The 26,784-nt window shown below is 30.7% G+C and carries 20 protein-coding genes; 18 read left to right on the top strand and 2 right to left on the bottom strand.

Going from position 1 to position 26,784, the window contains the following annotated elements; translation table 11 throughout:
• Positions 1-270: 270 nt before the first annotated feature.
• The 7 genes from AACQ14_RS15920 (at position 271) to pyrE (ending at position 9,800) form a co-directional block, all read left to right on the top strand.
• Positions 271-1,539: a dihydroorotase gene (locus AACQ14_RS15920; RefSeq protein ID WP_339364578.1), complete on the top strand. Its 1,269-nt coding sequence runs from the start codon at positions 271-273 to the stop codon at positions 1,537-1,539.
• A gap of 24 nt (positions 1,540-1,563) precedes the next feature.
• Positions 1,564-2,487 (top strand): orotidine-5'-phosphate decarboxylase, encoded by a 924-nt coding sequence (gene pyrF / locus AACQ14_RS15915; RefSeq protein ID WP_339364577.1) that lies wholly within the window; start codon positions 1,564-1,566, stop codon positions 2,485-2,487.
• 139 nt (positions 2,488-2,626) lie between these two features.
• Complete coding sequence (locus AACQ14_RS15910) at positions 2,627-3,706, top strand: carbamoyl phosphate synthase small subunit (RefSeq protein ID WP_273325413.1); 1,080 nt, start codon at positions 2,627-2,629, stop codon at positions 3,704-3,706.
• A complete protein-coding gene (carB, locus tag AACQ14_RS15905; protein ID WP_339364576.1) occupies positions 3,699-6,917 on the top strand; it encodes a carbamoyl-phosphate synthase large subunit in 3,219 nt (1,072 codons plus the stop codon). The genes AACQ14_RS15910 and carB overlap by 8 nt, the downstream gene beginning before the upstream one ends.
• Before the next feature lie 140 nt (positions 6,918-7,057).
• Complete coding sequence (locus AACQ14_RS15900; RefSeq protein WP_339364575.1) at positions 7,058-7,834, top strand: dihydroorotate dehydrogenase electron transfer subunit; 777 nt, start codon at positions 7,058-7,060, stop codon at positions 7,832-7,834.
• Positions 7,834-8,736 (top strand): dihydroorotate dehydrogenase, encoded by a 903-nt coding sequence (locus AACQ14_RS15895; RefSeq protein ID WP_339364574.1) that lies wholly within the window; start codon positions 7,834-7,836, stop codon positions 8,734-8,736. Before AACQ14_RS15900 ends, AACQ14_RS15895 begins: the two co-directional genes overlap by 1 nt.
• Positions 8,737-9,125: 389 nt before the next feature.
• Positions 9,126-9,800: an orotate phosphoribosyltransferase gene (gene pyrE, locus AACQ14_RS15890; protein ID WP_339364573.1), complete on the top strand. Its 675-nt coding sequence runs from the start codon at positions 9,126-9,128 to the stop codon at positions 9,798-9,800.
• A 116-nt stretch (positions 9,801-9,916) separates the two neighbouring features.
• Here the strand turns inward: pyrE and AACQ14_RS15885 are convergent, their stop codons facing one another.
• Positions 9,917-10,828 carry a helix-turn-helix domain-containing protein gene (locus tag AACQ14_RS15885; RefSeq protein WP_339364572.1) on the bottom strand — a complete coding sequence of 304 codons (912 nt, stop codon included), beginning with the start codon at positions 10,826-10,828 and terminating at the stop codon, positions 9,917-9,919.
• Between the two features lie 266 nt (positions 10,829-11,094).
• On the opposite strand from AACQ14_RS15885, the gene AACQ14_RS15880 reads away from it, so the two are divergent.
• The 11 genes from AACQ14_RS15880 (at position 11,095) to AACQ14_RS15830 (ending at position 25,338) form a co-directional block, all read left to right on the top strand.
• Positions 11,095-11,217 carry a hypothetical protein gene (locus tag AACQ14_RS15880; protein WP_339364571.1) on the top strand — a complete coding sequence of 41 codons (123 nt, stop codon included), beginning with the start codon at positions 11,095-11,097 and terminating at the stop codon, positions 11,215-11,217.
• A 291-nt stretch (positions 11,218-11,508) separates the two neighbouring features.
• Positions 11,509-12,765 (top strand): radical SAM/SPASM domain-containing protein, encoded by a 1,257-nt coding sequence (locus tag AACQ14_RS15875; protein ID WP_339364570.1) that lies wholly within the window; start codon positions 11,509-11,511, stop codon positions 12,763-12,765.
• Positions 12,766-12,793: 28 nt separating this feature from the next.
• The gene (locus AACQ14_RS15870; RefSeq protein WP_339364569.1) at positions 12,794-13,918 is read left to right on the top strand and encodes an aminotransferase class V-fold PLP-dependent enzyme; all 1,125 of its coding nucleotides are present in this window, start codon (positions 12,794-12,796) and stop codon (positions 13,916-13,918) included.
• A 3-nt stretch (positions 13,919-13,921) separates the two neighbouring features.
• On the top strand, positions 13,922-15,151 hold the full coding sequence (locus AACQ14_RS15865; protein WP_339364568.1) for an MFS transporter: 1,230 nt from the start codon (positions 13,922-13,924) through the stop codon (positions 15,149-15,151).
• Entirely contained in the window at positions 15,141-16,256 is a 1,116-nt protein-coding gene (locus AACQ14_RS15860; protein WP_339364567.1) for an aminopeptidase, read from the top strand. The genes AACQ14_RS15865 and AACQ14_RS15860 overlap by 11 nt, the downstream gene beginning before the upstream one ends.
• A complete protein-coding gene (locus tag AACQ14_RS15855) occupies positions 16,246-17,517 on the top strand; it encodes a M16 family metallopeptidase (protein ID WP_339364565.1) in 1,272 nt (423 codons plus the stop codon). Before AACQ14_RS15860 ends, AACQ14_RS15855 begins: the two co-directional genes overlap by 11 nt.
• Before the next feature lie 34 nt (positions 17,518-17,551).
• Positions 17,552-18,061 (top strand): hypothetical protein, encoded by a 510-nt coding sequence (locus tag AACQ14_RS15850; RefSeq protein ID WP_339364564.1) that lies wholly within the window; start codon positions 17,552-17,554, stop codon positions 18,059-18,061.
• Positions 18,058-19,815: a B12-binding domain-containing radical SAM protein gene (locus AACQ14_RS15845; RefSeq protein ID WP_339364563.1), complete on the top strand. Its 1,758-nt coding sequence runs from the start codon at positions 18,058-18,060 to the stop codon at positions 19,813-19,815. The genes AACQ14_RS15850 and AACQ14_RS15845 overlap by 4 nt, the downstream gene beginning before the upstream one ends.
• 36 nt (positions 19,816-19,851) lie before the next feature.
• Positions 19,852-21,606 (top strand): M3 family metallopeptidase, encoded by a 1,755-nt coding sequence (locus AACQ14_RS15840; RefSeq protein WP_339364561.1) that lies wholly within the window; start codon positions 19,852-19,854, stop codon positions 21,604-21,606.
• A gap of 230 nt (positions 21,607-21,836) precedes the next feature.
• Positions 21,837-25,163 (top strand): NPCBM/NEW2 domain-containing protein, encoded by a 3,327-nt coding sequence (locus tag AACQ14_RS15835; protein WP_339364560.1) that lies wholly within the window; start codon positions 21,837-21,839, stop codon positions 25,161-25,163.
• A 52-nt stretch (positions 25,164-25,215) separates the two neighbouring features.
• The gene (locus tag AACQ14_RS15830) at positions 25,216-25,338 is read left to right on the top strand and encodes a hypothetical protein (protein ID WP_339364559.1); all 123 of its coding nucleotides are present in this window, start codon (positions 25,216-25,218) and stop codon (positions 25,336-25,338) included.
• A gap of 31 nt (positions 25,339-25,369) precedes the next feature.
• Here the strand turns inward: AACQ14_RS15830 and AACQ14_RS15825 are convergent, their stop codons facing one another.
• Positions 25,370-26,650 (bottom strand): peptidoglycan-binding domain-containing protein, encoded by a 1,281-nt coding sequence (locus AACQ14_RS15825; RefSeq protein WP_339364558.1) that lies wholly within the window; start codon positions 26,648-26,650, stop codon positions 25,370-25,372.
• Positions 26,651-26,784 lie beyond the last annotated feature (134 nt).

The raw sequence follows: 26,784 nt of genomic DNA, 5'->3' as shown, positions 1-26,784 counted from the left end.
CGCAAGTCGACCTTTAATTTGGTACAGAGAGACCAGCAAGGGAGGAAATTATGATGCGAGACATCGGTGCGTTCTTTTATTGTATAAAAAAATATACAAACTGCATAATGGATAATATGAAGACAGATAATATTATTATGGCAATTCTGTCCTCATTTGTAATTGAAAAAAATAAATTTTGTAATATTAGGGAATATACATGGTAATTGATTATTACCATGTATATTCCCTTTTTCATTATTTACAAAAAAACTCAGGAGGGTTGAATTAATGAAATTATTAATTAAGAATGGAACAATAATTAATCCAAAAGAAGACTTAGTTAAAAAATTAGACTTACTTATAGAAGATGATGTAATAGTAAAGATACAAGAAGACATTACTTGTGAAGCAGATGAAATTATAGATGCAGAAGGATTATGGGTAACACCAGGACTTATAGATGTTCATGTACATCTAAGAGAACCAGGGTATGAACATAAGGAAACTATAGCAACAGGAAGTAAAAGTGCAGCGGCTGGAGGATTTACAACAATATGTGCTATGCCTAACACTAATCCAGCTATAGATACAAAAGAATTAGTAGAGCTGGTAAAACAAAAAGCAGAAAATGAAGCGATTGTAAATGTTCTACCAATAGGAGCAATTACATTAGGACAAAATGGAGAGCAGCTAGTAGATATTGAAGCTATGTCAAAGGCAGGTATATGTGCTCTAAGTGAAGATGGTAAATCAGTAATGAATGCAAAGATACTAAATGATGCTATGATACAAGCTAAAAAATTAGATATACCTGTATTATCACATTGTGAAGATGCCACTTTAGCGAAAACAGGAATTATGAATGAAGGCATTGCAAATAAATTAGGTGTAGAAGGAATACCACCCGAATCAGAAGACATAATTGTATCAAGAGATATAATTCTAGCAGGAAGAACAGGAGCAAGACTTCATATCTGTCATATTAGTACGAAAGAGAGTATAGACTTTTTAAGAAATGCTAAGGAGAGTGGTTTGAATGTGTCTGCTGAAGTATGCCCACACCATTATACTTTGACAGAAGAAGATGTAACACTAGAAAATACGAATACTAAAATGAATCCGCCATTAAGAAGTAAAAAAGATGTTGAAGCGGTAAAAGAAGCATTAAAAGATGGAGTAATAGAGATAATAGCCACTGACCATGCTCCTCATCATATTGATGAAAAAAATTGTGGATATGAAAAAGCACCAAATGGTATAGTTGGACTTGAAACAGCTGTAGCATTAGGAATTACTGAATTAGTTGAAACAGAGATATTAACACCCCTTCAACTTATCAGTAAAATGAGTTATAACCCAGCTAAGATGTTAGGAATTGATAAAGGGATACTGGAGATTGGAAAAATCGCTGATATAACAATTATTAATCCAACAGAAGAATATAAAATAGATGTGAATAAATTTCATTCAAAAAGTAAAAATAGTCCTTTCCATGGAAAAAATGTAATAGGAAAGGTTAAATATACAATTGTAAATGGAAAAATAGTTTTCAAATAAAGATTTATAAGGAGGAAGATAAAAATGGTAGATCAATTAATAAGAAAGATTAAAGAGATGGATAATGCAACTGTTGTAGGATTAGACCCTAGGTTGAATTTTGTACCAGAATATATAAAAGAAAGTTCATATGAGAAATATGGAAAGACTCTTAAGGGAGCAGCTGATGCATTTTATAATTTTAACAAAGAAATAATAGATAATGTATATGACCTAATACCTGCTGTGAAACCACAGGTTGCCATGTATGAGCAATTTGGTGTTGATGGGCTGAAAGCTTATATAGATACAATAGATTATGCAAAAGAAAAAGGTCTTATAGTAATAGGAGATATCAAAAGAAGTGACATAGCTTCAACAGCTTTAGCATATTCCAATGGACATATTGGTAGAGTAGAAGTTGAGGAAGAATCATTTGAAGTATATAAAGAGGATTTTATAACTCTAAACCCTTATCTAGGATATGATTCCATAGAGCCTTATATAGGGAATTGTAATGAGTATGATAAAGGATTGTTTGTGCTAGTAAAGACATCTAATCCAAATAGTGGAGAGATACAGGACCTTGTTGTAGAAGGTGAAAAGATATATGACAGAGTAGGAAAGCTTGTAGCTGGTTGGGGAGAGAAATCAATGGGTGAGCTTGGTTATAGCAGAGTTGGAGCAGTTGTTGGAGCAACTTATCCAAAGCAGAGTACTGAGCTTAGAAAAATTATGCCTAAGACTTTCTTCTTGGTGCCTGGTTATGGTGCACAAGGGGCTACAGCAGAAGATTTGGCTGGATGTTTTAATAAAGATGGATTGGGAGCAATAGTTAATTCTTCTAGAGGAATTATTGCGGCTTATACTAAGGAAGCTTATAGGAATAAGTTCAAGGATGAGGAATTTGGTAAGGCAGCTAGAGAAGCTGTGATTAGTATGAGGGATGATTTGAATAGGGTGAGGTAGCTCGCTGCTTCACATACCCCTTTTCTACCTTCGGTGGTGCAGGGTGGATTAACGTACGATAATTAGAATGATGAAATTAACTGATTAAAAGATAAAGTTTGTGGTAATGATAATTGATGACTTAGAAGGAGTTTACTATATGAGAGCTAGATTGATTCTTGAGAATGGGACTGTTTTTCATGGGAGAGCTTTTGGGTATCTTAAGGAGACAGTTGGAGAGGTTGTTTTTAATACTGGAATGACAGGATATCAGGAAGTGTTGACTGATCCGTCCTATTATGGACAGATTGTTACTATGACGTATCCTTTGATTGGTAATTATGGTATCAATTTGGATGATATGCAGTCTAAGGGAGCTAAGGTTAGAGGATTCATTGTTAGGGAGAAATGTGATGACCCTAGTAATTGGAGATGTGAGTTTGAGCTTGATACTTATTTGAAGGAGAATAGGATATTAGGTTTGGAAGGTATAGATACTAGGGCATTGACTAAGATAATTAGAAACTATGGTACCATGAAAGGGATTATCACATTAAGGGATTTAACTGATAGTCAGATAAAATTACAGTTGGATGGATTTAATAATAATAGTGCTGTGAAAGAAGTTACTACTAAGGAAGTACAAGTTGAAGATGGTGATGGTTTGCATATTGCCATGATGGATTTTGGGATTAAGCAGAATATTATTGATTCGTTTAAGAGTAGAGGATGTAAATTGACTATTTTTCCAGCTGATGCGAAAGCAGAGGATGTGTTGGCGGTAGAGCCTGATGGAGTATTCCTTAGTAATGGACCTGGAGATCCAAAGGATATACCTGGGTCTATTGAGGAGATTAAAAAGATTGTTGGGAAAAAGCCTATAACTGGTATATGCTTGGGACATCAACTTTTAGCGTTAGCTCTTGGTGGTAATACTGAGAAGTTGAAATTTGGACATAGAGGTGCTAATCATCCAGTGAAGGACATGAAAACTGGTAAAATCATGATAACATCCCAGAATCATGGTTATGTGGTTACTGATGAGGGTTTGCCAAAGGATGTTAGTGTGACCCATATAAATATGAATGATAATACTATTGAAGGTATGAGGCATAATAAGTATAAGATTTATAGTATACAGTTTCATCCGGAAGCTTGTCCAGGACCATATGATACAGATGGGATATTTGATGAATTTATTGACACAATGAATGACCAAGGAGGTAAATTAGATGCCTAAAGATATGAGCATAAAAAAAGTATTGGTAATAGGTTCAGGACCTATAGTTATTGGACAGGCTGCAGAGTTTGATTATTCAGGGACACAAGCTTGTCAAGCACTGAGAGAAGAAGGAATCGAAACTATATTAGTTAACAGTAATCCAGCTACAATCATGACAGATAAAGAAGTAGCTGATAAAGTATATATAGAACCACTTACTATAGAGTATCTAGAAAAAGTAATTGATATTGAAAGACCTGATAGTTTGATTGCTGGTATGGGTGGACAAACAGGACTTAATATAGCTGTTGAGCTCTATGATAGTGGAATATTGGATAAGTACAATGTTCGAGTTATAGGAACATCCATCGAGGCAATAAAAGAAGGAGAAGACAGGGAAGATTTTAAGAAATTGATGGAGAGAATTGACCAGCCTGTTATAGAGAGTAAGATTGTAACCAGTATGGAAGAAGGTGTAGATTTTGCCGCTAAGATTGGTTACCCTGTTGTAGTAAGACCAGCTTATACACTTGGTGGAAGTGGTGGTGGAATTGCCGAAGACAGAGAAGAATTAAAACAAATATTAGCTAAAGGTCTACAATTAAGTAGAGTTGGTCAAGTTCTATTAGAAAAATCAATAAAAGGTTGGAAAGAAATAGAGTATGAAGTTATGAGAGACTCTTTTGGTAACTGCATAACTGTATGTAATATGGAAAATATTGACCCTGTTGGAGTACATACAGGTGATAGTATTGTTGTAGCACCATCACAGACTTTATCAGATGTAGAATATCAAATGTTAAGAAAAGCATCTATAGACATAATAAATGCCATAGGGATTGAAGGAGGATGTAATGTCCAGTTAGCACTTCATCCAGACAGCTATGAATATGCAGTAATCGAGATTAATCCAAGAGTTAGCCGTTCTTCAGCTCTAGCATCAAAAGCGACAGGTTATCCAATAGCCAAAGTAAGTACCAAGATAGCATTAGGCTATGGACTAGATGAAATCAGTAATGCAGTAACTAAGAAGACAAAAGCATGTTTTGAACCAACACTTGATTATTGTGTTATAAAAATACCAAAATGGCCTTTTGACAAATTCAGAAGAGCTAAAAAGACATTAGGAACTAAGATGATGGCGACTGGAGAAGTTATGGCTATAGGAAATAACTTTGAATCAGCACTATTAAAGGCAATTCGATCCCTTGAGATAGGAGAATACTCACTATATCATAAAAAAGCCGCTACAAGAAGTCTGGAAGAGCTAAAAAGAAGAGTTCAGATACCTGATGATGAAAGATTATTTGACTTAGCAGAGCTTCTAAGAAGAAATTATAGAATAGATAAAGTATGTAGGATAACTGGAATAGATGAGTTCTTTGTAAATAAAATAAAAGGAATCGTTAATGAAGAAGAGAAACTAAGAACTAAGACAATAGATGATGTGGATAGGGAATGGATGTTATATCTAAAGAAAAAAGGATTCTCTGATAAAGCTATAGCGGATTTCGTGAAATGTAAGCCAGTAGAAGTATACAATCTTAGAAAAGCCTACCATATAAAAGCAGTATTTAAGATGGTTGATACATGTGGTGGAGAATTTGAAGCTCTATCACCATATTATTACTCAACATATGATGAATACGATGAGGTTGAAGTTTCTGATAACAAAAAAGTTATGGTTATAGGCTCTGGACCTATTAGAATAGGACAGGGAATAGAATTTGATTATTGTAGTGTACACAGTATATTAGCACTGAAAAAAGCAGGGATAGAAACAATAATAGCAAATAACAATCCAGAAACGGTTAGTACAGATTTTGATACAGCTGATAAACTGTATTTTGAACCACTTACAGAAGAAGATGTACTGAATATCATTGAAAAGGAAAATCCAGATGGGGTCATACTTCAATTCGGAGGACAAACAGCCATTAAGTTAGCCGGATTCCTAGATGAAATGAATGTAAATGTGTTGGGAACTAAGCCTAAGCAAATAGATGAAGCAGAAGATAGAGAAAAATTTGATGAATTAATGGAGTCTCTTGGAATAGAAAGACCTAAAGGTAAAGCGGTATGGAATCTACAGGAAGGCTTAGAAGAAGCAGAAATATTAGGATATCCAGTACTTGTAAGACCGTCCTATGTACTTGGAGGACAAGGTATGGAGATTACTTACGATAAGGTGGAATTGGAAAGATACCTAGTACAAGCCTTTGAAAGAGACAGCAAGAACCCAGTATTGATTGATAGATACTTGATAGGTAGAGAGATTGAAGTAGATGCAATATGTGATGGAGAAGATATCTTAATCCCTGGAATCATGGAACATCTTGAAAGAGCGGGAGTTCATTCAGGAGATAGTATATCAATATATCCATCCAAGAATATTGAGCAGGAAATAAAAGATAAGATTCTTCATCATACTAGACAGATAGCGAAAGCGCTGAAAGTAGTTGGTATGATTAACATTCAATACATTGAATATAAGGATGAATTATATATCATAGAAGTAAATCCTAGGTCTTCTAGAACAGTTCCATATATAAGTAAAGTAACAGGAGTTCCAATGATTGACTTAGCTACGAAAGTAATGTTAGGAAGTAAACTAAGTGAGTTAGGATTTGGCACAGGATTATATAAAGAAGCTGATACAATAGCCATTAAAGTGCCAGTATTCTCTACTCAAAAACTGCCTGATGTAGAAGTCAGCTTAGGACCAGAGATGAGGTCAACAGGAGAGGTTCTAGGAGTTGGAAAGACTTTTGAAGAAGCATTGTTCAAGGGATTCATAGCTTCTGGTATGAATATGCCAAAAGAAGGTGGAACAATCCTGGCTACTATAAAACCTTATGACCAGGAAGAATTCATACCTATAGCAAAAGGATTTGCTGATAAGGGATATAGATTCCTTGCAACAGAGGGTACTGCCAAAATTCTAAAAGAACATGATATAGATGTAAGTATTGTAAAGAAAATCAGTGAAGGGGTACCAAATATTCTAGACTTAATTAGAAGTGGTATGTTAGACTTAGTAATAAATACACCTACTAAAGCAAATGATTCAACAAGAGACGGATTTAGAATTAGGAGAGCTGCAATAGAAGCTTCGGTACCAGTCTTGACTTCGCTTGATACAGCTAGAGGGTTGTTAGATATCTTGTGTACAGATTTGAAACATGAAGATACAGATGTGTACAATTTAGGGGTCAGGGTAAAGTATTAGAATCACTTGCCTTACTCTGAGAAGCGATCGGTCTGCGTGATTCTAATACTTTACCCTTCGGTCGTTAAAGACAAAAACCGGTAATTGATTTAAAGTAAGTTGTGTTTATAGAAATTAATAACATCTGGAAAGGAGATATTATGTGTCAAGATAATTTTAGAGATAAGCAAGAGGCAGAGATAATATCTAATGTAGAAATAGCTGATAATGTATATAGGATGGTTATTAGACAGGAAGAGATTGCTGTTAATGCTAAGGCAGGACAATTTATTAATGTTTATTGTAAGGCAGAAAGCAGGATATTGCCTAGACCTATAAGTATATGTGAAGTGAATAGAGATAAAGGATTAGTTACTATTGTTTATATGATTGTTGGTATGGGAACTAAGGAATTCTCGGACCTGATTTCAGGAGATAAAATTGAAGTGTTAGGTCCATTAGGTAATGGGTTCAAGATAACAAAATGTGATGAGAGTATTATTGTTGGTGGTGGGGTTGGTGCACCACCTCTTCTTGAGCTTGTGAAGAATCTGCCTGGTAAGAAAAAAGTTTTTCTTGGATTCAGAAGTGGGTCGTTTTTGACTAAGGAGTTCGAGAAGTATGGGGAAGTTCATATTGCGACTGATGATGGTTCAGTTGGAGAAAAAGGAAATGTAGTTGAGCTAATGGAAAAAGTAGGAGTAAAGGGGAGTATGATATACTCTTGTGGACCAAAACCTATGTTGGCCGCTGTCAAAGATATGGCTGAGAGATTAGAAGTAGATGCTCAGATATCATTAGAAGAAAGAATGGGCTGTGGTATAGGGGCTTGTGTAGGATGTATATGTAAGATTAAAGCAGATAATGAACTAGGATATGTTCATAAGAAAGTCTGTAAGGATGGACCTGTTTTTGATGCTAAGGAGGTAATATTTTAATGAATACTTCAGTAAATATAGCAGGGATTGATTTTAAGAATCCGGTGATGACTGCTTCTGGAACTTTTGGGTCTGGGAAAGAGTACTCGGAATTTGTAGACCTGAATAGACTTGGAGGAGTAGTTGTTAAGGGAGTTGCAAGTAATGAATGGTTAGGTAATCCAGTGCCAAGAATTGCAGAGACTTATGGTGGAATGCTTAATGCAGTTGGTTTGCAAAATCCTGGTGTAGATGTTTTTATAGAGGAAGATATTCCTTTTCTTAGAAAGTATGATACCAAAATTATTGTTAATATAGCTGGAAAAACAGTGGATGAGTATGTAGAAGTGGCTAAGAAACTTCAAGATGCAGATATAGATATGATAGAACTTAATATATCTTGTCCTAATGTTAAAGAGGGTGGTGTAGCATTTGGGACCGACCCTAAAATGGCTGAGTATGTTACATCTCAGGTCAAGAAACATGCCAAACAACCATTGATAGTGAAGTTGAGTCCTAATGTAACAGATATTACAGAAATAGCTAGGGCAGTAGAAGCAGGCGGAGCGGACTGTGTTTCATTAATTAATACTTTGCTAGGTATGAAGATAGATATTTATAAGAAGAAACCTGTACTTGCTAATAGAGTTGGAGGATTCTCGGGACCTGCTATAAAACCTGTTGCAGTAAGAATGGTGAATCAGGTATATAACAGTATCAAATTGCCTATTATAGGTCTTGGAGGTATATGTAATGGGGAAGATGCTATTGAGTTCATGTTGGCTGGAGCTACGGGAGTTGCTGTAGGGACCGCTAATTTTATGAATCCTAGGGCAACGGTTGAAGTTATTGAAGGAATTGAGAGATATATGGAGAGTATGGGAGTTAAGGATGTTGGGGAATTGATTGGTAGTGTTAGGTAACGGTCGGGGAGTAAAGGGGTATGTTACGCCGGCAGGTTATACGTCCTGTATAAATTGCCGGGCTCGCCGTCCATGGCTCGCTACTCCACATACCCCTTTACTCCCCTCGGTCGTGATTGATTAAGTTTGGTGGGAAGACTAAGAGAGTGATGTATAGTAAGTTTTGTTAAGCGGGGAAATTATATGTACTCAAGGTATGATTAAAATATCGAGTGGAGATAGTATAGGGGAATATGGAGCAGTGAGCCACGGATGGCGAACTCAGCCCTTTAAACATGGACGTTTAAGGGCTGACGGAATATTCCCCTATACTATCGGAACGACTGTTAGTTAAAACACATAATAGTTAATTTAAAATACAGAAATACGAATTAGGAGGAATTTATAGTATGGAACAGTATAAAAGAGATTTTATTGAGTTTATGGTTGAGTGTGGAGTATTGACTTTTGGTGATTTTATTACTAAGAGTGGGAGAAAGACTCCATTTTTTGTGAATACGGGGAATTATAGAACTGGGAGTCAGTTAAGTAGACTTAGTGAGTTTTATGCTAAGGCTATTATGGATAATTTTGATGCTGATTTTGATGTGTTGTTTGGACCAGCTTATAAGGGAATACCTCTTAGTGTAACTACAGCAGTGGCACTGAGCAATAATTATGATAAAGAAGTGGCTTACTGCTCTAATAGAAAAGAAATAAAAGATCATGGTGATAAAGGAATTTTGCTTGGAAGTAAATTACAAGATGGTGATAAGGTTATCATTATTGAGGATGTTACAACTGCCGGGACATCAATCTATGAGACTATGCCAATAATTAAAGCTAATGGTGATGTGGATGTAAAAGGATTGATCATATCTGTAGATAGAATGGAAAAAGGGCAGGGAGATGAAAGTGCTCTTAATGAATTATCTAAGAAGTTTAACATGAAAACTTGCGCTATAGTAACTATGGATGAGGTTGTAGAGCATTTATATAATAAAGAGATTAATGGTAAAGTATTGATTGATGATAAGATGAAAGGCATGATAGATTCTTATTATAGTATTTATAGAGGAAACTAAATATTGCAAAAGGGCTGTCACGTAATATATTTTATGTCAGTAAGAAAGCTAAAACAGAAATAGCTTATAGGAGACATAAAAATGTATTATAGACAGTCCTTATTATAAATATATATTTATATTATATAGGGTTTAATGTTGATAGAACATTTATTAGCTGATTCGATTACTTTATTCATATAGAGAGCATTTTTGCTATTTTTATAATGATAATATGTCATAACAAAAAATTCTGTACTCTTTTCTATCTGTTTGCATTTAGATAATATTTGGGCTTTATTATAATATAATATACCTATTAGTGATGGATTCTTATAAATTTGATTTAGAGATATAGCTTTATTAATTGTATTAAGAGCATTTGCATACTTGTTCATAGATAAATAATTACTGGCTAAGTTATTGTATATTTTAACTTTTATGGAGTCAGGAAAATTAGCATAATTACATCCTATTAAAGATTCTAAAATTCTAATACTATAATTATTGGCATTCATGTAATTTAAAAGAATTGCTAGGCTATTATAAATAGAAATTTCTTGCATATTTAATTCCGGTTTATTTATATAAATAAATAGGTCATCGTATTTCTCTACAGATAATGATTGTTTTATGAGATTGATAGCTTTAAAAAAATTATGATTCAATTCCATTTCACATATGGCCTTGTGCCACAATATATATTGTTTGTTTTGATTATCTTGGTAATCCTCATGTTGTTCTATGGTACTCAGCAGATTATTCAAATCTTTATAATTACAAGAGCTCTTTAACACTTCTATTTGTTTTTTGGTTTCAGTAGTAAAATATGTTTCATTGCAGTTACAATATTTTAATAGATCAATTATTGAATTTCCTAGGATATTAGATATTCTGACTAACATAGTAGAGGATGGTGCTACATTTCCTGTCTCTATCAAGCTTATATATTTTCTGCTGCACATTGCCAAATCTGCAAGTTGTTGTTGAGAAATATTCTTAGAACATCTTATTTTTCTAAATTCTTCTCCATATTTGTACAAATTCATAAATCCAACTCCTGTATTGAGAAATATTATACTCTTCAAAAAAAATAATGAAAATGATATAATGTAAATATTAAAAAGACAATTTATAAATATATTATATATTAACGAAAAAATTAACACAAGGTATACTTAAAATAAAACAATAAATTACATACATTATTTAAAACAGATAAGTATAACTGATTAGTAAGCTTTATATTTTAAACATTTGTTAAGGATTAATAAGGCTTAACTAATAAATATTTAATAAGAAAGGTGGGAGAGTAATGAGTGAAAAAGATTTAAACCTTCAAGAACAAGAAAATGATGAAAAAGACCTAAATGAAGAACTAGAAATCGATAAAGGTAATGCAGAAGAAGAGAGTTGTGTTCATGTTCATCTAACATAATCTATGGATTACTAAAAAAATGATGAAAGGGGAAAAACATGAGCGAAAAAGATTTAAACCTTCAAGAACAAGAAAATGATGAAAAAGAATTAAATGAAGAAATTGAAATTGATAAAGGTAATGCAGAGGAAGAAACTTGTATTCATGTTCATATTTAATTATATAAGATAATACATAAAGTATTATTTAATAATTGCTTGAATATACTTTTATTAATAAAGGGATTAAACAGAAAATTAATGTTTATCCCTTTATTAAGTTCTCATAGTTGAAAGGTGGGTGTGATAAGGGGTGAAAGTACCTAACTATATTATAAGAGTTCAAAATGAAGGAGATAGAAAAGGGGAAATTTTTTATAATACATTGACTGGTGCTAAAATGTTTGTTAATGAGAATCAGCTAAGTAGAATAAAAAATGGAAAATGTATATCACAGTTAGAATTTTTGAAAGATAAAGGATTCATTATTGAAGATAATTGTGATGAGGACAAAATAACATATAAAGCACTTACAAGGTTCAAACCAACTTATAATTTAACACTCATAACAACATATGATTGTAATATGATGTGTCCTTACTGTTTTGAAGAAAACACTACTAGTAGTCTAGCTTATATGGATATTACAGTAGGTAAGAAAGTTATTGAACGTATAGAAAATAAAATAGTTAATGATAAAATAGAGAAGTTGAATATTGCTTTTACTGGAGGAGAACCTCTTTTGAATTTTGATATTATTGAAAATTTTTTATTGTTGTTAACTAAGTTATTAGTTAAATATGATAAAATTATATATAATATCTCCTTAATAACTAATGGTACATTATTAAATGATTATATTGTTAATCAGCTAAAAAAATATAATTTGAAAGGTGTTCAAGTAACAGTAGATGGCATAAAAAGTAGGCATGATGGTTTAAGACCATCAAAAGATGGTACAAGTTCATTCGACAAAATAATTAATAGTATAGAGAAATATGCTAAGGTTATTCCTTTTGCTATACGAACAAATTATCATTATGGTGAAGAGAATATATTACTTGAATGGATTGACTATTTAGATCATAATATGGGTGATTATAAGAAGAACATATCATTAAAATTTAGGAATATCATGGATACAAACAATTACTCATACTCACGAAATAAAAATTCAAATACTATAATCGGGAAAATATTTCAATACGGATTCAACAAAGGGTTTAATATTTTAGAAGGTTCAATATGTGATAAGTGTAGAATACATTCTAATAATAGTGAGTACATTGATTGTTTTGGTGATATTTATAGATGCTTTATGTTTGCGGGTAATAAAAACTTTGTTATAGGAAATATAAATGAACTAGAATATAACGAAAAAAAGCTAGTGTTTGATAATCTAAAAGTATGGGAAAATTGTATTAAATGCCCCCTAGTAGCTATTTGTGCAGGAGGGTGTAGATATGAAGCATTAGTCTCTAAAGGGAATATTAATAAAAAAGTCTGTGATTATCAGAATAAATTAACTGGTTTACAATATTATTTGAAATCAAAATATAAAATTAGCTAAGTATTAATTTCATTAAGGGGTAGTAAATATGATAGATAAGAATATATTAATTAATGAGTTTAATTTTGAGAATGATATTATTTATTTGAATTGTGGTTCTTTAGGTAGGATGCCTAAATCAAGTGCCAATTTATTAAATCAATATTTGCAAGATGAAATAAGATGTCCAACTAATCAGTATAATACTGAAAGATTGAGAAATACATATTATAAGCTTAAAATTGAAATGAGTAATTTGCTTGGAGTTAATGATAGTAATTTAGCTTATACTCAAAGTACAAATATTGGTATAGGTACATTATTAACAGCATTTACTTGGAATAAGGGGGATAAAATTTTAATTGGAGATAATGAATATTCTGATGGAATATTACCGTTTTACGCTTTGAAATTAAAATTTGGTGTGGATATTATTGAACTTAATTCAGAAAATCTTATTGATGAGATAAATAAAAATATGGATGAAAAAGTTAAGCTGATCTTTTTTAGTCATATAGAATATAACACAGGTGTAATGCATGATTTGAAGAAAATCAGAGAATCAATAAATATTGGAAAAAATACTAAAATTCTTGTTGATGGAGCTCAAGCTGTAGGTCAAGTTAATGTACAATTGGATTCAGTAGATTTTTATGTGTTTCCATTCCATAAGTGGATGCTAGGGCCAATGGGGACAGGTATGATTTATATTAAAAGTACAGAGTCACTAAAACCAATAATATTAAGTACATTAGGGTTAGATTATACTGATGAAAATAAAAGAGTATTAAGGAAAGATGCTAGATTAATTGAAAATTCATCATTTAATTTTTGGCTGTTTGCAACGATTTTAAATAATATTATGTTATTTAATAAAATTGGATTAGAAAACATTTATGAGCATATTAGAACATCAGCATCTTATTTTATTTCACAGCTTAAATCCAAAGATTTAGTGTTTATTAATGACTGTTATTATAAAAATGGAATGGCTTTCATTGAGTTGAATGAGGAAAGGTGTAGTAATAAGTTGATTGAAGAACTTGAGAATAATAATATTTACGCTAGAACAATACCAGATACTAATAAATTGAGATTTTGTTTCCACATTTATAATACTAAAGAACAAATAGATGTACTAGTTAATAATCTAATTAATTATAGGGAGGAATAAAAAATGTCACAAAAATTAAACAAAAATGGATTTACATATTTAGTATTAGCTCAAATAACATCTGATTTAGGAAATTGGTTTTATACTGCTGCATTAAGTGCTATGGTTTTCATTATCACTAAATCATCGTTAGCATTATCTTTTACAATTATTTTTAGTCTATTACCATCAGCTATTTTTTCATTTGTTGGAGGAGGATTAAGTGATCGTTTTAATGCGAAAAAAACATTGATTTTAATGGATGCAATAAGGACAGTTAGTATATTGTTTGTGTTGTTTTTTAATTCGTCTAGTACACTTTATATTGTTTATATAGTAGCATTCATTAATTCCATATGTGGAGCACTTCATACAATTTCTAAAAATGTTATTATTCAAAGATTATATAAAGGTGAAAAACTGAGAAAAGTCATTTCAAAACTTAGAATGTACTATGAACTTACTGTTATTTTTGGTTCTATGTTTGGTGGAATGATCTTATCTCTTCTAGGATTTTATACAGTAGTAATAATTAATTCAGCTTCATTTGTGATAGCTCTCTTTTTTGTATTATTAATTAAATTTGAAAGTAGTAAAGAAAGTGTAGCAGAAGAAGAAGAGGATATAAGCTTTATTCAAATGCAAAAACAAGGTTTTAAGTATATTTTTTCTAATAAAATACTTAAGGAAATCGCTGCATATAAAGTATTTTATACTATATCAGGAGGAATATTGAATGTTTTACCTGCCATAATAGCTTTAGATAGATTTAATTTTGGCGAAAATGGAGTTGGTTTTGTATTTGCTAGTATTGGTGTAGGTTCTATTGTAGGAGCATGGTTGACTGGAAGGATAAAAGCAAAAGAATATTGTAATAAATATATGGTCTATGGTGCAATTGTTTTTACTGCTGGATTTGCTCTGCTTATTTTGGCACCTAACTTCTATATAGCTCTTATTGCTATTGGTGTCGTTGGTGGTGTTAGTATATTCTTGCAGACGTATATTGAAGGTAGTTTTATGGTTATTACAGACGAAAAATATGTTGGTAGAGTAAGTGGTGCATTTTTATTCATAACTTATGGTGGCATAACAGTTTCGTTAAGTGCGCTAGGTGCAATATTAGGTAAACACTTTAGGTTAACTTTACTTATATGTATAGTTATCATTCTTATACCTAATATACTAAATGCTATTGGAAAAGCATTTAATAAGAGGAATAAAGGGGAGGTTATTCTGAAAAATGAATTATAGAAATTTTTCTAATCTAATAGCCTATTTTTCTCTTAATGTAAAGAAGAATGACCATGTGTTAATTATGGGGACTACAGAGATAAAACCATTATTATTAGAACTTATACCCATACTATTAAATCAAGGTGCCTTTGTTGATGTAGATATAAAAGACAATATGATAGATGAGATGTTATATCATTATGGTTCATTAGAACAAATTAATAAGTTTTTTAATTACAAAATACATAGATTAAAAGAGTTTGACAAGATATTGAACCTTATGTCAGAAACCAATCTATATTTTAGAAATATGAATAGTGATAAAATGGATAGTTTCTATAAAGGAGTCAGTGAATACCTTAGAGAATATAGTGCACTGATTGAAGAAAACAGATTGTTTGTATCTACAGTATTATACCCAACAAATGCATATGCTCAAAAGTGTTGTTTATCAACAGTGCAGTTTCAGGATTTGTTTTCTAAAGTAAATCAGTTAGATAATGATAATATTATTGAATATTACAATAACATGAAAAAATTTAATGAAGATATTATCTCTGAATTAGATATAATAAAGAATTTTAGGATTATTGGTAAAAATACTGATTTAAGATTTAGTGTAGAGGGGAGAAGGTGGATAAATGGATGTGGCAAAATTAATTTGCCTGATGGAGAAGTTTTCACTGCTCCAATTAAAAAATCAGTAAATGGTAAAATAGCATTTACATATCCAATTATTTATAATGGTATCGAAATAAATGACATACAATTAGAGTTTCTAGAAGGTAAAGTAATAAATTATAGTACATCTAATAATGAAGCTTTTCATAATTTATTAGCAATTGACGAAGGGGCTGGCTATGTAGGAGAAATAGGAATTGGAACTAATTATTCTCATCAGGAATTTATTGGAAATATCATATTTGATGAGAAGATTGGAGGAACAATACATCTTGCGTTAGGGGCAAGCTACCCTGAATGTGGAGAATTAAATGTATCAAGTATTCATATTGATATGATTTATGATACTATTAATCAAGGGGAAGTTTATATTGATGATAAACTCTTCATAAAGAATCGTAAAATTTATAATAAACGTGGTGAGAAATTTTATGGATTATAATATAACAATTTTAGAAAATGGTTTGAAAATAATTAGGCATGATATTCCTTATATGAAAACTATCACTTCATCATTATGGATTAATCAAGGTTCACAGAATGAAACTAAAGATAATAATGGTATTAGCCATTTATTAGAACATTTACTTTTTGATTTGACTAGAAACAATGAAACTGAATGTATAATGAATGAGTTAAACAATTGTGGTGCAAAATATAATGCTGCTACTACAAAAGAATTTATGTACTTTTCCGTGACTACTATGAATTCAATTGATAAATTCAAATTAGGGTTAAATACACTGTCTCAAATGGTTAGACAACCTTTTTCAAAAGAGAGCTTTAATAAAGAAAAAAAAATAGTGTTAAATGAAATAAAGACTCACTTAAATCATAAGAACAGGGTTATTAATAATTGTTTTTATGCTCTTTGGGATGAACACTCTATAGGATTATCAGTGTTAGGAAAAGAGGAAAACATAAACAAATTCACTTTTGAAGAAATGGAAAAATTAAAAGAGAATAGGGTGAATCCAGGGAATGCTTTTCTCGTTATTTTAGGAAATCTTAATCTTAATACTAATATTATAGACATCATCAATGAATACTTTGATGATTGGAAAGATTACAATATTGATTGTTTATTCAGAGATGAAATAATAGTAAAGAATGGACCAAGAATCATTACAAAAAAGGGAGATAAACAAAACTCAGCTTTTACATTAGCATTTAATGGAGTAAAGTTTAATAATTCTTATGCAAGAGTTCTTGAACTATCTAGTGTACTGTTGACTAGTGGTGTATGTTCTAGGTTATATAAAAAATTAAGAACCGAAAAAAAATTATTATATTCTATACAAAGCTCTAATTATTCATTTAATTATGCAGGAGCATTTACCATATGTATGTTATTTAATAATGATAATTTCGAAGAAATAATTAAAGGAACATTAAAAGAATTAAACAGATTAAAGGTGGAATTAATATCCGAGAATGAATTAAATCAATGTAAGTCAAAATTCATAACTAAATTAAGTGTACAACTTGAAAATCCCAATTCACTGCTACTATTTATTAGCCGCTATTTTACATTAGGTAAAATCTATTCATATTATGAACATATTAGACAAATACAAAGCATCAAACCAAAGGATATATATACAATCTTTAATGAAATATTTATCTTAGATAATGTAGCTTTTTCTTCAATAGGTGACATTAATCAAGAAGTATTAATTCAGTTATTAGAAAGTGATTTATAGGTTTTGATATGAAATAGAATAAGGAGGTTTTAAAATGGATTTGAATAGTGATGAATTAATTATCCTAACCAGTTTAGAAGATAATAATCTTAGATTATCAGATTTATCAAAAGTTGTTAATATGTCAAAAATAAAGCTCTCTAGTCTGTTGATTGGATTAATGAAAAAAGGTTATTTGGCTCAAAAAACTGTAAAAATAACCGAAAATTATATGGATAACTATTATTATATCAATCCGTCATATAAAGACAAGCTTGATAATGAAATTGATTTTGAAGTAGATGAAAAAATCAGTTATATCAAACATGAATTACAAAAAATCAGCCAGCTGATAATTCAAAATAAGAATGATGTAAATATGATTCGTATAAGTACGGTTAAATTAAATAAGAATGAGATTAATGAATTGATAGAAAAGCTGAAAGATCTTACACATTTCTTACAAAAAAGTGAGCATTCACAAGAAGTAGATGATGAAAAATATAGCTTGGTAATGTTATTAGCTAAACGAGATGATTTAAGTAAGGAAAGTGAAAGCATATGAAAAAAGCAAAAATTTTATTAGTTAATTCTATTAATACCGATGGAAATTTAACCATTTCTCTAGGAAGCATTTATCTAGCGTCAATTCTAAAAGAAAATGACTTAGATGTAGAAATAGTAGATTTTAATTATTTGATGAATAAAGAATCAATTAAAAAAGATAAAGATCCTTTAGTCAACTATCAATTATTAAGCCATTATTTGATAGATAAAAAACCAGATATAATAGGGTTTTACACTATGTGTAATTCATATCATAATGTTATTCAGATAAGTAAGTTAATAAAGGAAACAGATAATAATATTAAAATAATGCTAGGTGGACCACAGGCATCAATGTGTGCTGAAGAATCAATGAAATTTTTTGAATTCTTTGATTTGATATCAATAGGAGAAGGAGAAATGACAATAACTAATATTGTCAAAGGTCTACTTGGTGAATATAATCTAAATAATGTACCGAATATTTATTTTAGGGAAAATAATAAAGTGATTAAAACTAAAATCAGGGAAGAGTTAATTGATGTAGATGAATTACCATTCTATGATGATACTTTAATGACTTTTATTAACGAAATAGAAGAAATGCCTATTGAAGTTGGGAGAGGCTGTCCCTTCAGTTGTACTTATTGTTCTACAAAAACTTTTTGGAAACGGAAATTTAGATTGAAAAGTACAGAAAGACTTATTGAAGAAATAAAATATTTCTATTATAAATATGATAAAAGAAACTTTAATTTTATTCACGATTTATTTACAGCAAACAAAAAATTAGTAATGGAATTTTGCAAAGAAGTAATCAAAGAGGATTTAAAAATCAGATGGTGTTGTAGTTCAAGATTGGATACTCTAAACGAAGAAGTAATGCAGTTGATGCATGAAGCTGGATGTAAAAAAATTTTTTTAGGTATAGAAACAGGTTCTCAAAGAATGCAGAAACTTATAAATAAGAACTTGGTTGTTAATGATGTAATGGATCAATTAAAACTTCTAAAAAAATACAGTTTTGATATTACCCTATCCTTTATATATGGTTTCCCACAAGAGACTATTAAAGATGTGGAGGAAACACTTAAGTTGATTAGTAATATATATAATGAAGGGATTATAAGTGTACAATTACATCTTTTTACTCCTTTAGTAGGAACAGAGTTATATGAACAATATAAAGAAGAATTGATCTTGGATGATTATGTTACAACTATAGCACAAGGGGTTAATTATGAAGGAAGTCTAAATCTGATAAGAAATCACCCTACTATATTTCCGCAATTTTATAATTTTAATACCTATGTAAGGAATGAATTGAGATATTTAGATAAATTTATTACTTATGTAATATCAAAGGGAAATCAAATTTTGAAATCAACATATACTACAATTTTAAGTTATTACAAAGGAGATCTATTAAAGTTTTATAAAGAATTTATAAATGCTATTCCAGATTTCACAGTAAAATTATTTGATAAAGAATATAATGAAATAAAATTTGATTATCGTAACATTATTGAATTAGTAAAGGAATTTATTGAGAAGAAAAATTTGGATAATAAAATTAAGAGCATTTTTGAATTTGAGAAAGATATATATAATTTTTTATACGTTGCAAAAGATAAAAAAACTAAACAAAAAAGATATAGCAATAACGTATTACAGATAAAGAAATATCCTAATAAAGATAGATTGAATATGGAGCCAATAGATGTTAAGTTTGAATATAAAAATGAAAAATTAGTTCTTAAAAAAGTTACTTAATAATTCAGTGCTATTGTAAGGGGGGGATAGTATTTTATGAGTTCAGAAATTTTAGGGGAGTCAAATGAAGAATATAATAATTTAGTTTTAAACCTAGATGAATTAGAAAGTAATGCCCTAAATGTAAGAGAACATTATATAGATAAGTTGGTCAGCCAAGAAATAGACCCTAATATATGGAAAAATTTTTTAGAACAGTATGAAGGTATTAATTTAGTTTTAAAGAAGATCGTCCAAGATGCAAATTGGCAATTATATCTAAATCAAAGAAATAGCTTTAATAAACAGATAAAACAAGTTACAGATGATTATTGCATTAGAATAATGAATATACTATGTTTTTGGGAGAAAGAGTTACTAAAACTTAATAAAGTGGATATCCTAAAACTTATTAACAGTAAAGAATTAACTACATATAATTATTTTTTGCAAAAACAATTAGAGGATAAAAATCTATCAGGTCTAAATGATGAAGCCTTATTATATGATTCCATTATGCAATGGGAGAATACCATTATAAATTTATATGATACAATGATAGGCAATTATAGATTTTCAATTTTAGTAGATAAAAAAGAACAACAACTGAAATTTCATCAATTAATTCCGTTATTATTAAGTGATAAGTTAGAAAAACGAAAAAAGGCTAGGCAATCTTATTTCTTGAGATACTTAAATGACAAAGAACTTTTGGAATCTATTTATAATTCAAGGATTAAGCAATACTCATTGAAAGCAAAATTCTACAACTGTAATTCATCTATTGAATTAAATCATAAAGAGAATCAAATAGATGGTGATGTGATTTTGTTATTAAGTAATTTAATAGATGAAAATAGTGATATAGTATCAAATTACTATAAGTGGAAATCAAAACAATTGAATCTACAATTGTCACTATCAAATATTAAGGAGCCTATATATAAAGAAAGTATAGAATATCCTTGGGAATATGGAAAACAAATCACATTGGAATCTTATCAGGACTTTGATTTTGAAGTAGGTAAAATAGTAATAGATATTATTAAAGACCAAAGAATAGATTATAGGTCCAAAGATGGGAAAATTTCTGGTGCAAGATGTTTGGCGTATGTACCAGATTATAAACCACATATTCTGATGAATTATGGAGGTAAGCTAGAAGATGTATTGACACTAGCTCATGAGATTGGACATGGTGTGCATAAAACATTAGCCTCTAAACAGAATTATTTAAATTATTCTCCTTCTCTTATATTAGGTGAAGTAGCCTCTCTTTTTGGGGAAATATTAGTATTTCAATCAATGTTGGAGCAAGAAAATGATGTTATGAGAAAGAGATTACTGTTGTCTAAACGTATAGAATCAATATTATATATAATTTTTAATATGAATGTTATAACAAAATTTGAGATGAATATTCATGATTATGTTAATAAACATGGGTATTGTGAATTTGATAAAATGAGTTCAATTTATTTGAATGAATTAAATCTATTATATAAAGATAGTTTATGTATAGAAGAATACGATAAATATACATGGTTAATGATTCCACATATATTGAAGACTCCTTTTTATGCTTATGTCTATAGTTTTTCTAATCTATTAGCTTTATCTATGTATGCAAAATATAAAAATGATAGTAAAGTCTTTGTAGATAAATTTAAAAGATTACTTGAAAGTGGATGTAGTAAAACACCAAACTATTTACTAACTGAAATGGGAATAAATATCTATGATAAAGATTATTGGCAAAAAGGATTTGATGATTTAAGAAAGTATATAAATCAGCTAATTAGTTTTAATTGAATTATAGGAATTTAATTAAATAACGTAAATATAGATGTATGACTGTTAATTATGGAGTGCAATTTAGTTAATATTTTGTACTTAATATCAATTATTTACACTTCCATATTATTCCAAATATTTTATAATAAAATTAGGTAAACATGCTTTGAGTATTACTTAATAAATCTTTACCTTTGATAAGTAATAACACTTATCAATAATAAAATATTAGAGTTGGAGGAGTTTGTATGGGTAACAAAAGCATTAACAAATTGATGTCATTATTATGTATTATTACGTTATTAAGTGTATTTGCAGCACCAGTTTTAACTAGCAGTAATGTATTTGCTAACACTTCAATTAGTTACTATGTATCACCAGAGGGAAACGACCAGAATTCAGGGACACAGCAAGAACCCTTTGGTACACTAGAAGGAGCAAGAAATGCTATTCGTACTCTTAAGAGCAGTTCTTCATTACCAGCAGGTGGTGTAACTGTTTATTTGAGAGAAGGTACCTATAATATGAGCAGTTCTTTTGAATTGACAGCTGAGGATTCAGGAACTGAAAGTTCTCCTATTATTTACAAAGCATATAATGGTGAAGATGTAAGGATTATGGGGGGATACGATATTGATTCTACTGGTTTTGTAGGGGTTACAGACCAGACTATTCTTAATAGACTACCAGCAGAATCAAGGGATAAGGTATTACAGATTGATCTAAATACACAAGGTATTAGTCAATATGGAGAAATATCTAAAGCTGGTTTTGGATGGCCTAAGTTACCACCAGCACCAGAGTTATTCATTAACAATAAAACTATGACTTTGGCTAGATATCCAAACCAAGGTTATATGACTACAGGAAGTATAAGTACACAAGGTTTTATTCCAAGAAATCATGTTGATGATGATCCTTCTGATTCTGGTTATGTATCACCTGACCAGTATATTAATCAACAGGGACCTATTTTTTCATATTCTGATACCCGAGCTTCAAGATGGGCTGATGAAGGTGAAATATGGTTATTCGGTTATTGGAAATGGGATTGGGCAGATGATAACCTCAAAATAAAAAATCTTAATACTTCCTCTAAGCAGATAGAAGCTGATCATCCAAGTTTCTATGGTATTAGTAGTGGTAAGCGTTATTTTGCGTATAATTTATTATCAGAAATTGATATTCCGGGTGAATGGTATCTTGACAGGACAAGTGGTATTTTGTACTTGTATCCAAAGGACAATCTAGCTAGTAGTAAAATACAGCTGTCAACTCTAGATACACCATTAATTAAAATGGATGGAACTTCCTATGTGACAATCGAAGATATTACATTTGAATTATCACGTAGTGATGGAATTCATATGACTAATGCAGCTAACAACCTAATTGCAAAATGTACATTTAGAAGGTTAGGACAAAGAGCGGTTGTAATTGGAGATCCTTCATCAATAGGTCATTCAACTATTGATCCAGCTACTGTACCTGATGGAGGAACTAACAATGGTATTGTAGGGTGTGAAATCTATGAAACAGGAGCTGGAGGAGTTTTCATAGCAGGTGGAGACAGAATATCTCTTACATCAGGAAATAATTTCGTAGAGAATAATCATTTCTATGATTTTGCTCGTATTATCAGAACTTATACACCAGCTATTTCATTAAAAGGAGTTGGTAATAGAGCGAGTCATAATCTTATCCATAATGCACCTCACTTTGCGATAGATTTTTACGGTAATAATCATATAATTGAGAATAATGAATTATATGATGTTGTTAATGAAACTAGTGATGCAGGTGCTATTTATACAGGGCGTGATTGGACTTATAGAGGTAACATTATTAGAGATAATTATATTTATAATATACCAACTATAGGTGGTCTTGGTTCTCATGGTATATATTTAGATGATGCTATGAGTAGTGCAGAAGTTACAGGTAATGTCTTCTATAACATAAGTAGCAAAGCATTTTTAATTGGTGGTGGTAGAGATAATATTATAAATAATAATGTTATGATTGATTGCGGGCAGTCCGTATTTATTGATGAAAGATTACTTAATTGGGCATCAGAATCTGCTCAAGCTCCTGATGGAATACAATATAAAAGATTAATTGCTATGCCATATAAGCAAGCCCCTTGGAGTAGCCTATATCCAAAGTTAGTTAATATATGGGAAGATAGTGCAGCCATTCCAAAAGGCAATGTTGTCACCAATAATGTAATATATAAAAGTGGAGCAATGAGTATAGCTAGTAAAGCTTCTCAATATGGTACTATAAATAATAATCTAACTCTAAGCGCTAGTGATAATCCAGGTTTTGTGGATGAAGCTAATAACAACTTTGAATTAAGGTCAGATTCCATGATTTATCAGCAATTACCTAATTTCCAAGCTATTGATTTTGATAACATGGGATTAAAAGTTGATGCATATCGTACTGACTTAAATACTGCTTTTAGCGATTTTACTGCTGTTTCCCCACAAAATAATGATACTGACTTAAATGCAGCAGGTGTTGAACTAGAATGGACACCATGTGAGGGTGCAGATTATTATAACGTTTTAGTTGCGTCAGATTCTAATTTTACTAATATTGTTTTCGATGAAAATATAGAAACTACTAAGAGATCAATAGACGGATTAACTCCTAATACTACATATTATTGGAAAGTAGTAGCATTATCCAATGCTAATTGTTTATCAGGAGTAGAAAAGGACAATACAAATGGTATCTTACAATTCACTACAGGTGAAACATCAGGAAGTACATTTTTAAGTGATATGAACTGGACCTCTTGGAGTGGCTATCAAGAACCAAATAAAGATGTAGATAGAGATGGAGATACATTAAATATCAATGGACAAACATATGCTAAAGGAATCGGTACTCATGCAAATTCTACTATCATATATAACTTAAACGGTAATTATACTAGATTTTTAAGTGATATTGGGGTAGATGATGATGTTAATGATAATGGAACTATTGTTTTCAAAGTCTATGTTGATAATGTTATAAAATATGATAGTGATGTAATGACAGGTTCTAGTGCTGCAAAATATGTTGATATTGATATAACTAGTGGTAATGAATTAAAATTAGAAGTAAAAGATGCAGGTGATGATATCCATTATGACCATGCTAACTGGGCTAATGCTAGACTTGAAGGTGGTAACGGAGGAACACCTTCTACTCAGCCTATTATAATACAAGCAGAAAATTACAGTAGTATGAGTGGTATAAGCAATGGTGGTGATATGATCGGAAGTTGTGATGATGGTGATTGGGTATGTTACAGTAATATAGACCTTAGTACAGGGTATAATCTTCTAACAACAAATGTTGCAGTACCAGCTCAATATGCAGGATCTAGAGTTGAAGTAAGGCTTGATAGTACTACAGGTACATTAATAGGAACTTTTACAATTCAAGCTACAGGTGCATTTGATGTATATGAAGAACAATCTATAAATATAGAAGGGGCTAGCGGCATACATGATATCTATGTTGTTTTCAAAGATTATTATGGTGTAGGCAACTTCGATTGGTTTGAATTCAGTAATTAGAGTTAGAGGGAGATTTCAAAAAATCACTAACTGAGAAGTTGAAATGCTAGTTATGAAGAAAGATGGTTACCTTAATACAGATAAAAAAAGAATAATAAATAGTACCAATACAAAGGCTGCATTAGATATTTTTAGGTTATTACGTTTTTTAGGTAACAATAGTAATAATCTATGATATCTGTATACAGCCATTTGTGTTGAGTTTTTCATACTAGTTCAGCTAATCTGGTAACAGCTACAAATATGTCAGAAATTTTATACCATGTTGGGTAATCAACTATTCCATTAACTGGAAGTAAAAACGCTTTTTGGAATATTTCTACAGCTTCTTTGGTTTTGGGACCAAAAACTCCATCCACTTTTAAAGTTGGAATAGCAGGATAATTTTTGGATATAGCATTAAGCTGACGCTGTATGACTCTGACAGGTTCTCCAGTTGAACCTTGCTGCAGATTATAACCCGGAAATGATGAAGGTATTCCGCTGACTTTTTCTGCAGTATTAATATACATATCACTACCATAGAAGTAGCGAAGAATTTTTATGGCATCTTCTCCTAAGTCACCTCTGTATTTACTTCCCCATTGAGTCATCCAATTTTCACATTGAACTCTTACACCATCACAATATTGAGTAAGTATAGGTTGAACAATTCCAGGTCTTGATAGGTAATTAACAAAAAGTTGATCAACGATATCTGAAATATTTCTATATATATTTCGACCATATATAAACTTATGATCAAATGCTGTAGAAGATGTAATATTAAAATTTTTCCCTTTTGCTCGATACCATTCAGTATATATTCTATTTAGTGTAAAGGAAAGTATAGCAAGTATATTTGCTTGTATAGTGCTTTGTGGCCAAGTGGAATAGATTTCAGATGAAGCTACGTTTTTAATGTAATTAGTAAATGGAACAAAATAATTTGGTGCACTTGCATCGTCAGGTGATCCATCATGAACAATAATAATACTTGGTACAACAGGCTTGTTTAATACAATAAAACTATCTTCAACGTCATCCTTTACTTCACTTTCTGGAATTTTAGGTGGATATTCTGCATATAAAGTATGTGGACCAATAACTAAAACTTCTTGTTGTTGATTTTTTATTTTTGAAGATGTTTCTACTAATGGAATCATTCCTACATCTTGTAGGGCTAATTCATTTGGTAATATCTGACATCCCTCTATTTTTACTGTCTCAAATTCTGGTGCAGTTATTTCAAGATTATATTCTGAATAAGGTTTTGGATTATTAGGTTCAAGACTATATTCAAGTGGTGGAGCATCTAAGTCTATAGTTACTGTTCTACCAAGATTAGTGGTAGTCAATTCTTCAACGATTTCATTACCAGGAGTAGTTTTTCTTATGGTTACTTTTGCAGAATTAATAGGCTTAAAACCTAATTGAGTGACTGTATTCACTGATAATTGACCAAAAGATTGAGTAGATGTTTCGGCTGGATAAATCCTTTTTCTCATAATTCTCCTTCTAATTTGGGCATGATTTTACTTACTTTTAGTATATGAGAAGACAGGTATTATTGCTAAAAAATAAGTTGAATATTTTTAGCAGTAAATAATAAAAAAGAGAATACTACTTGCGTAGTATTCTT

The sequence above is a fragment of the Vallitalea maricola genome (assembly GCF_036985595.1).
GTDB lineage: Bacteria > Bacillota > Clostridia > Lachnospirales > Vallitaleaceae > Vallitalea > Vallitalea maricola.
Note: the sequence above shows the minus strand (reverse complement) of the source record. Positions and strands in the feature narration are given on the sequence as shown.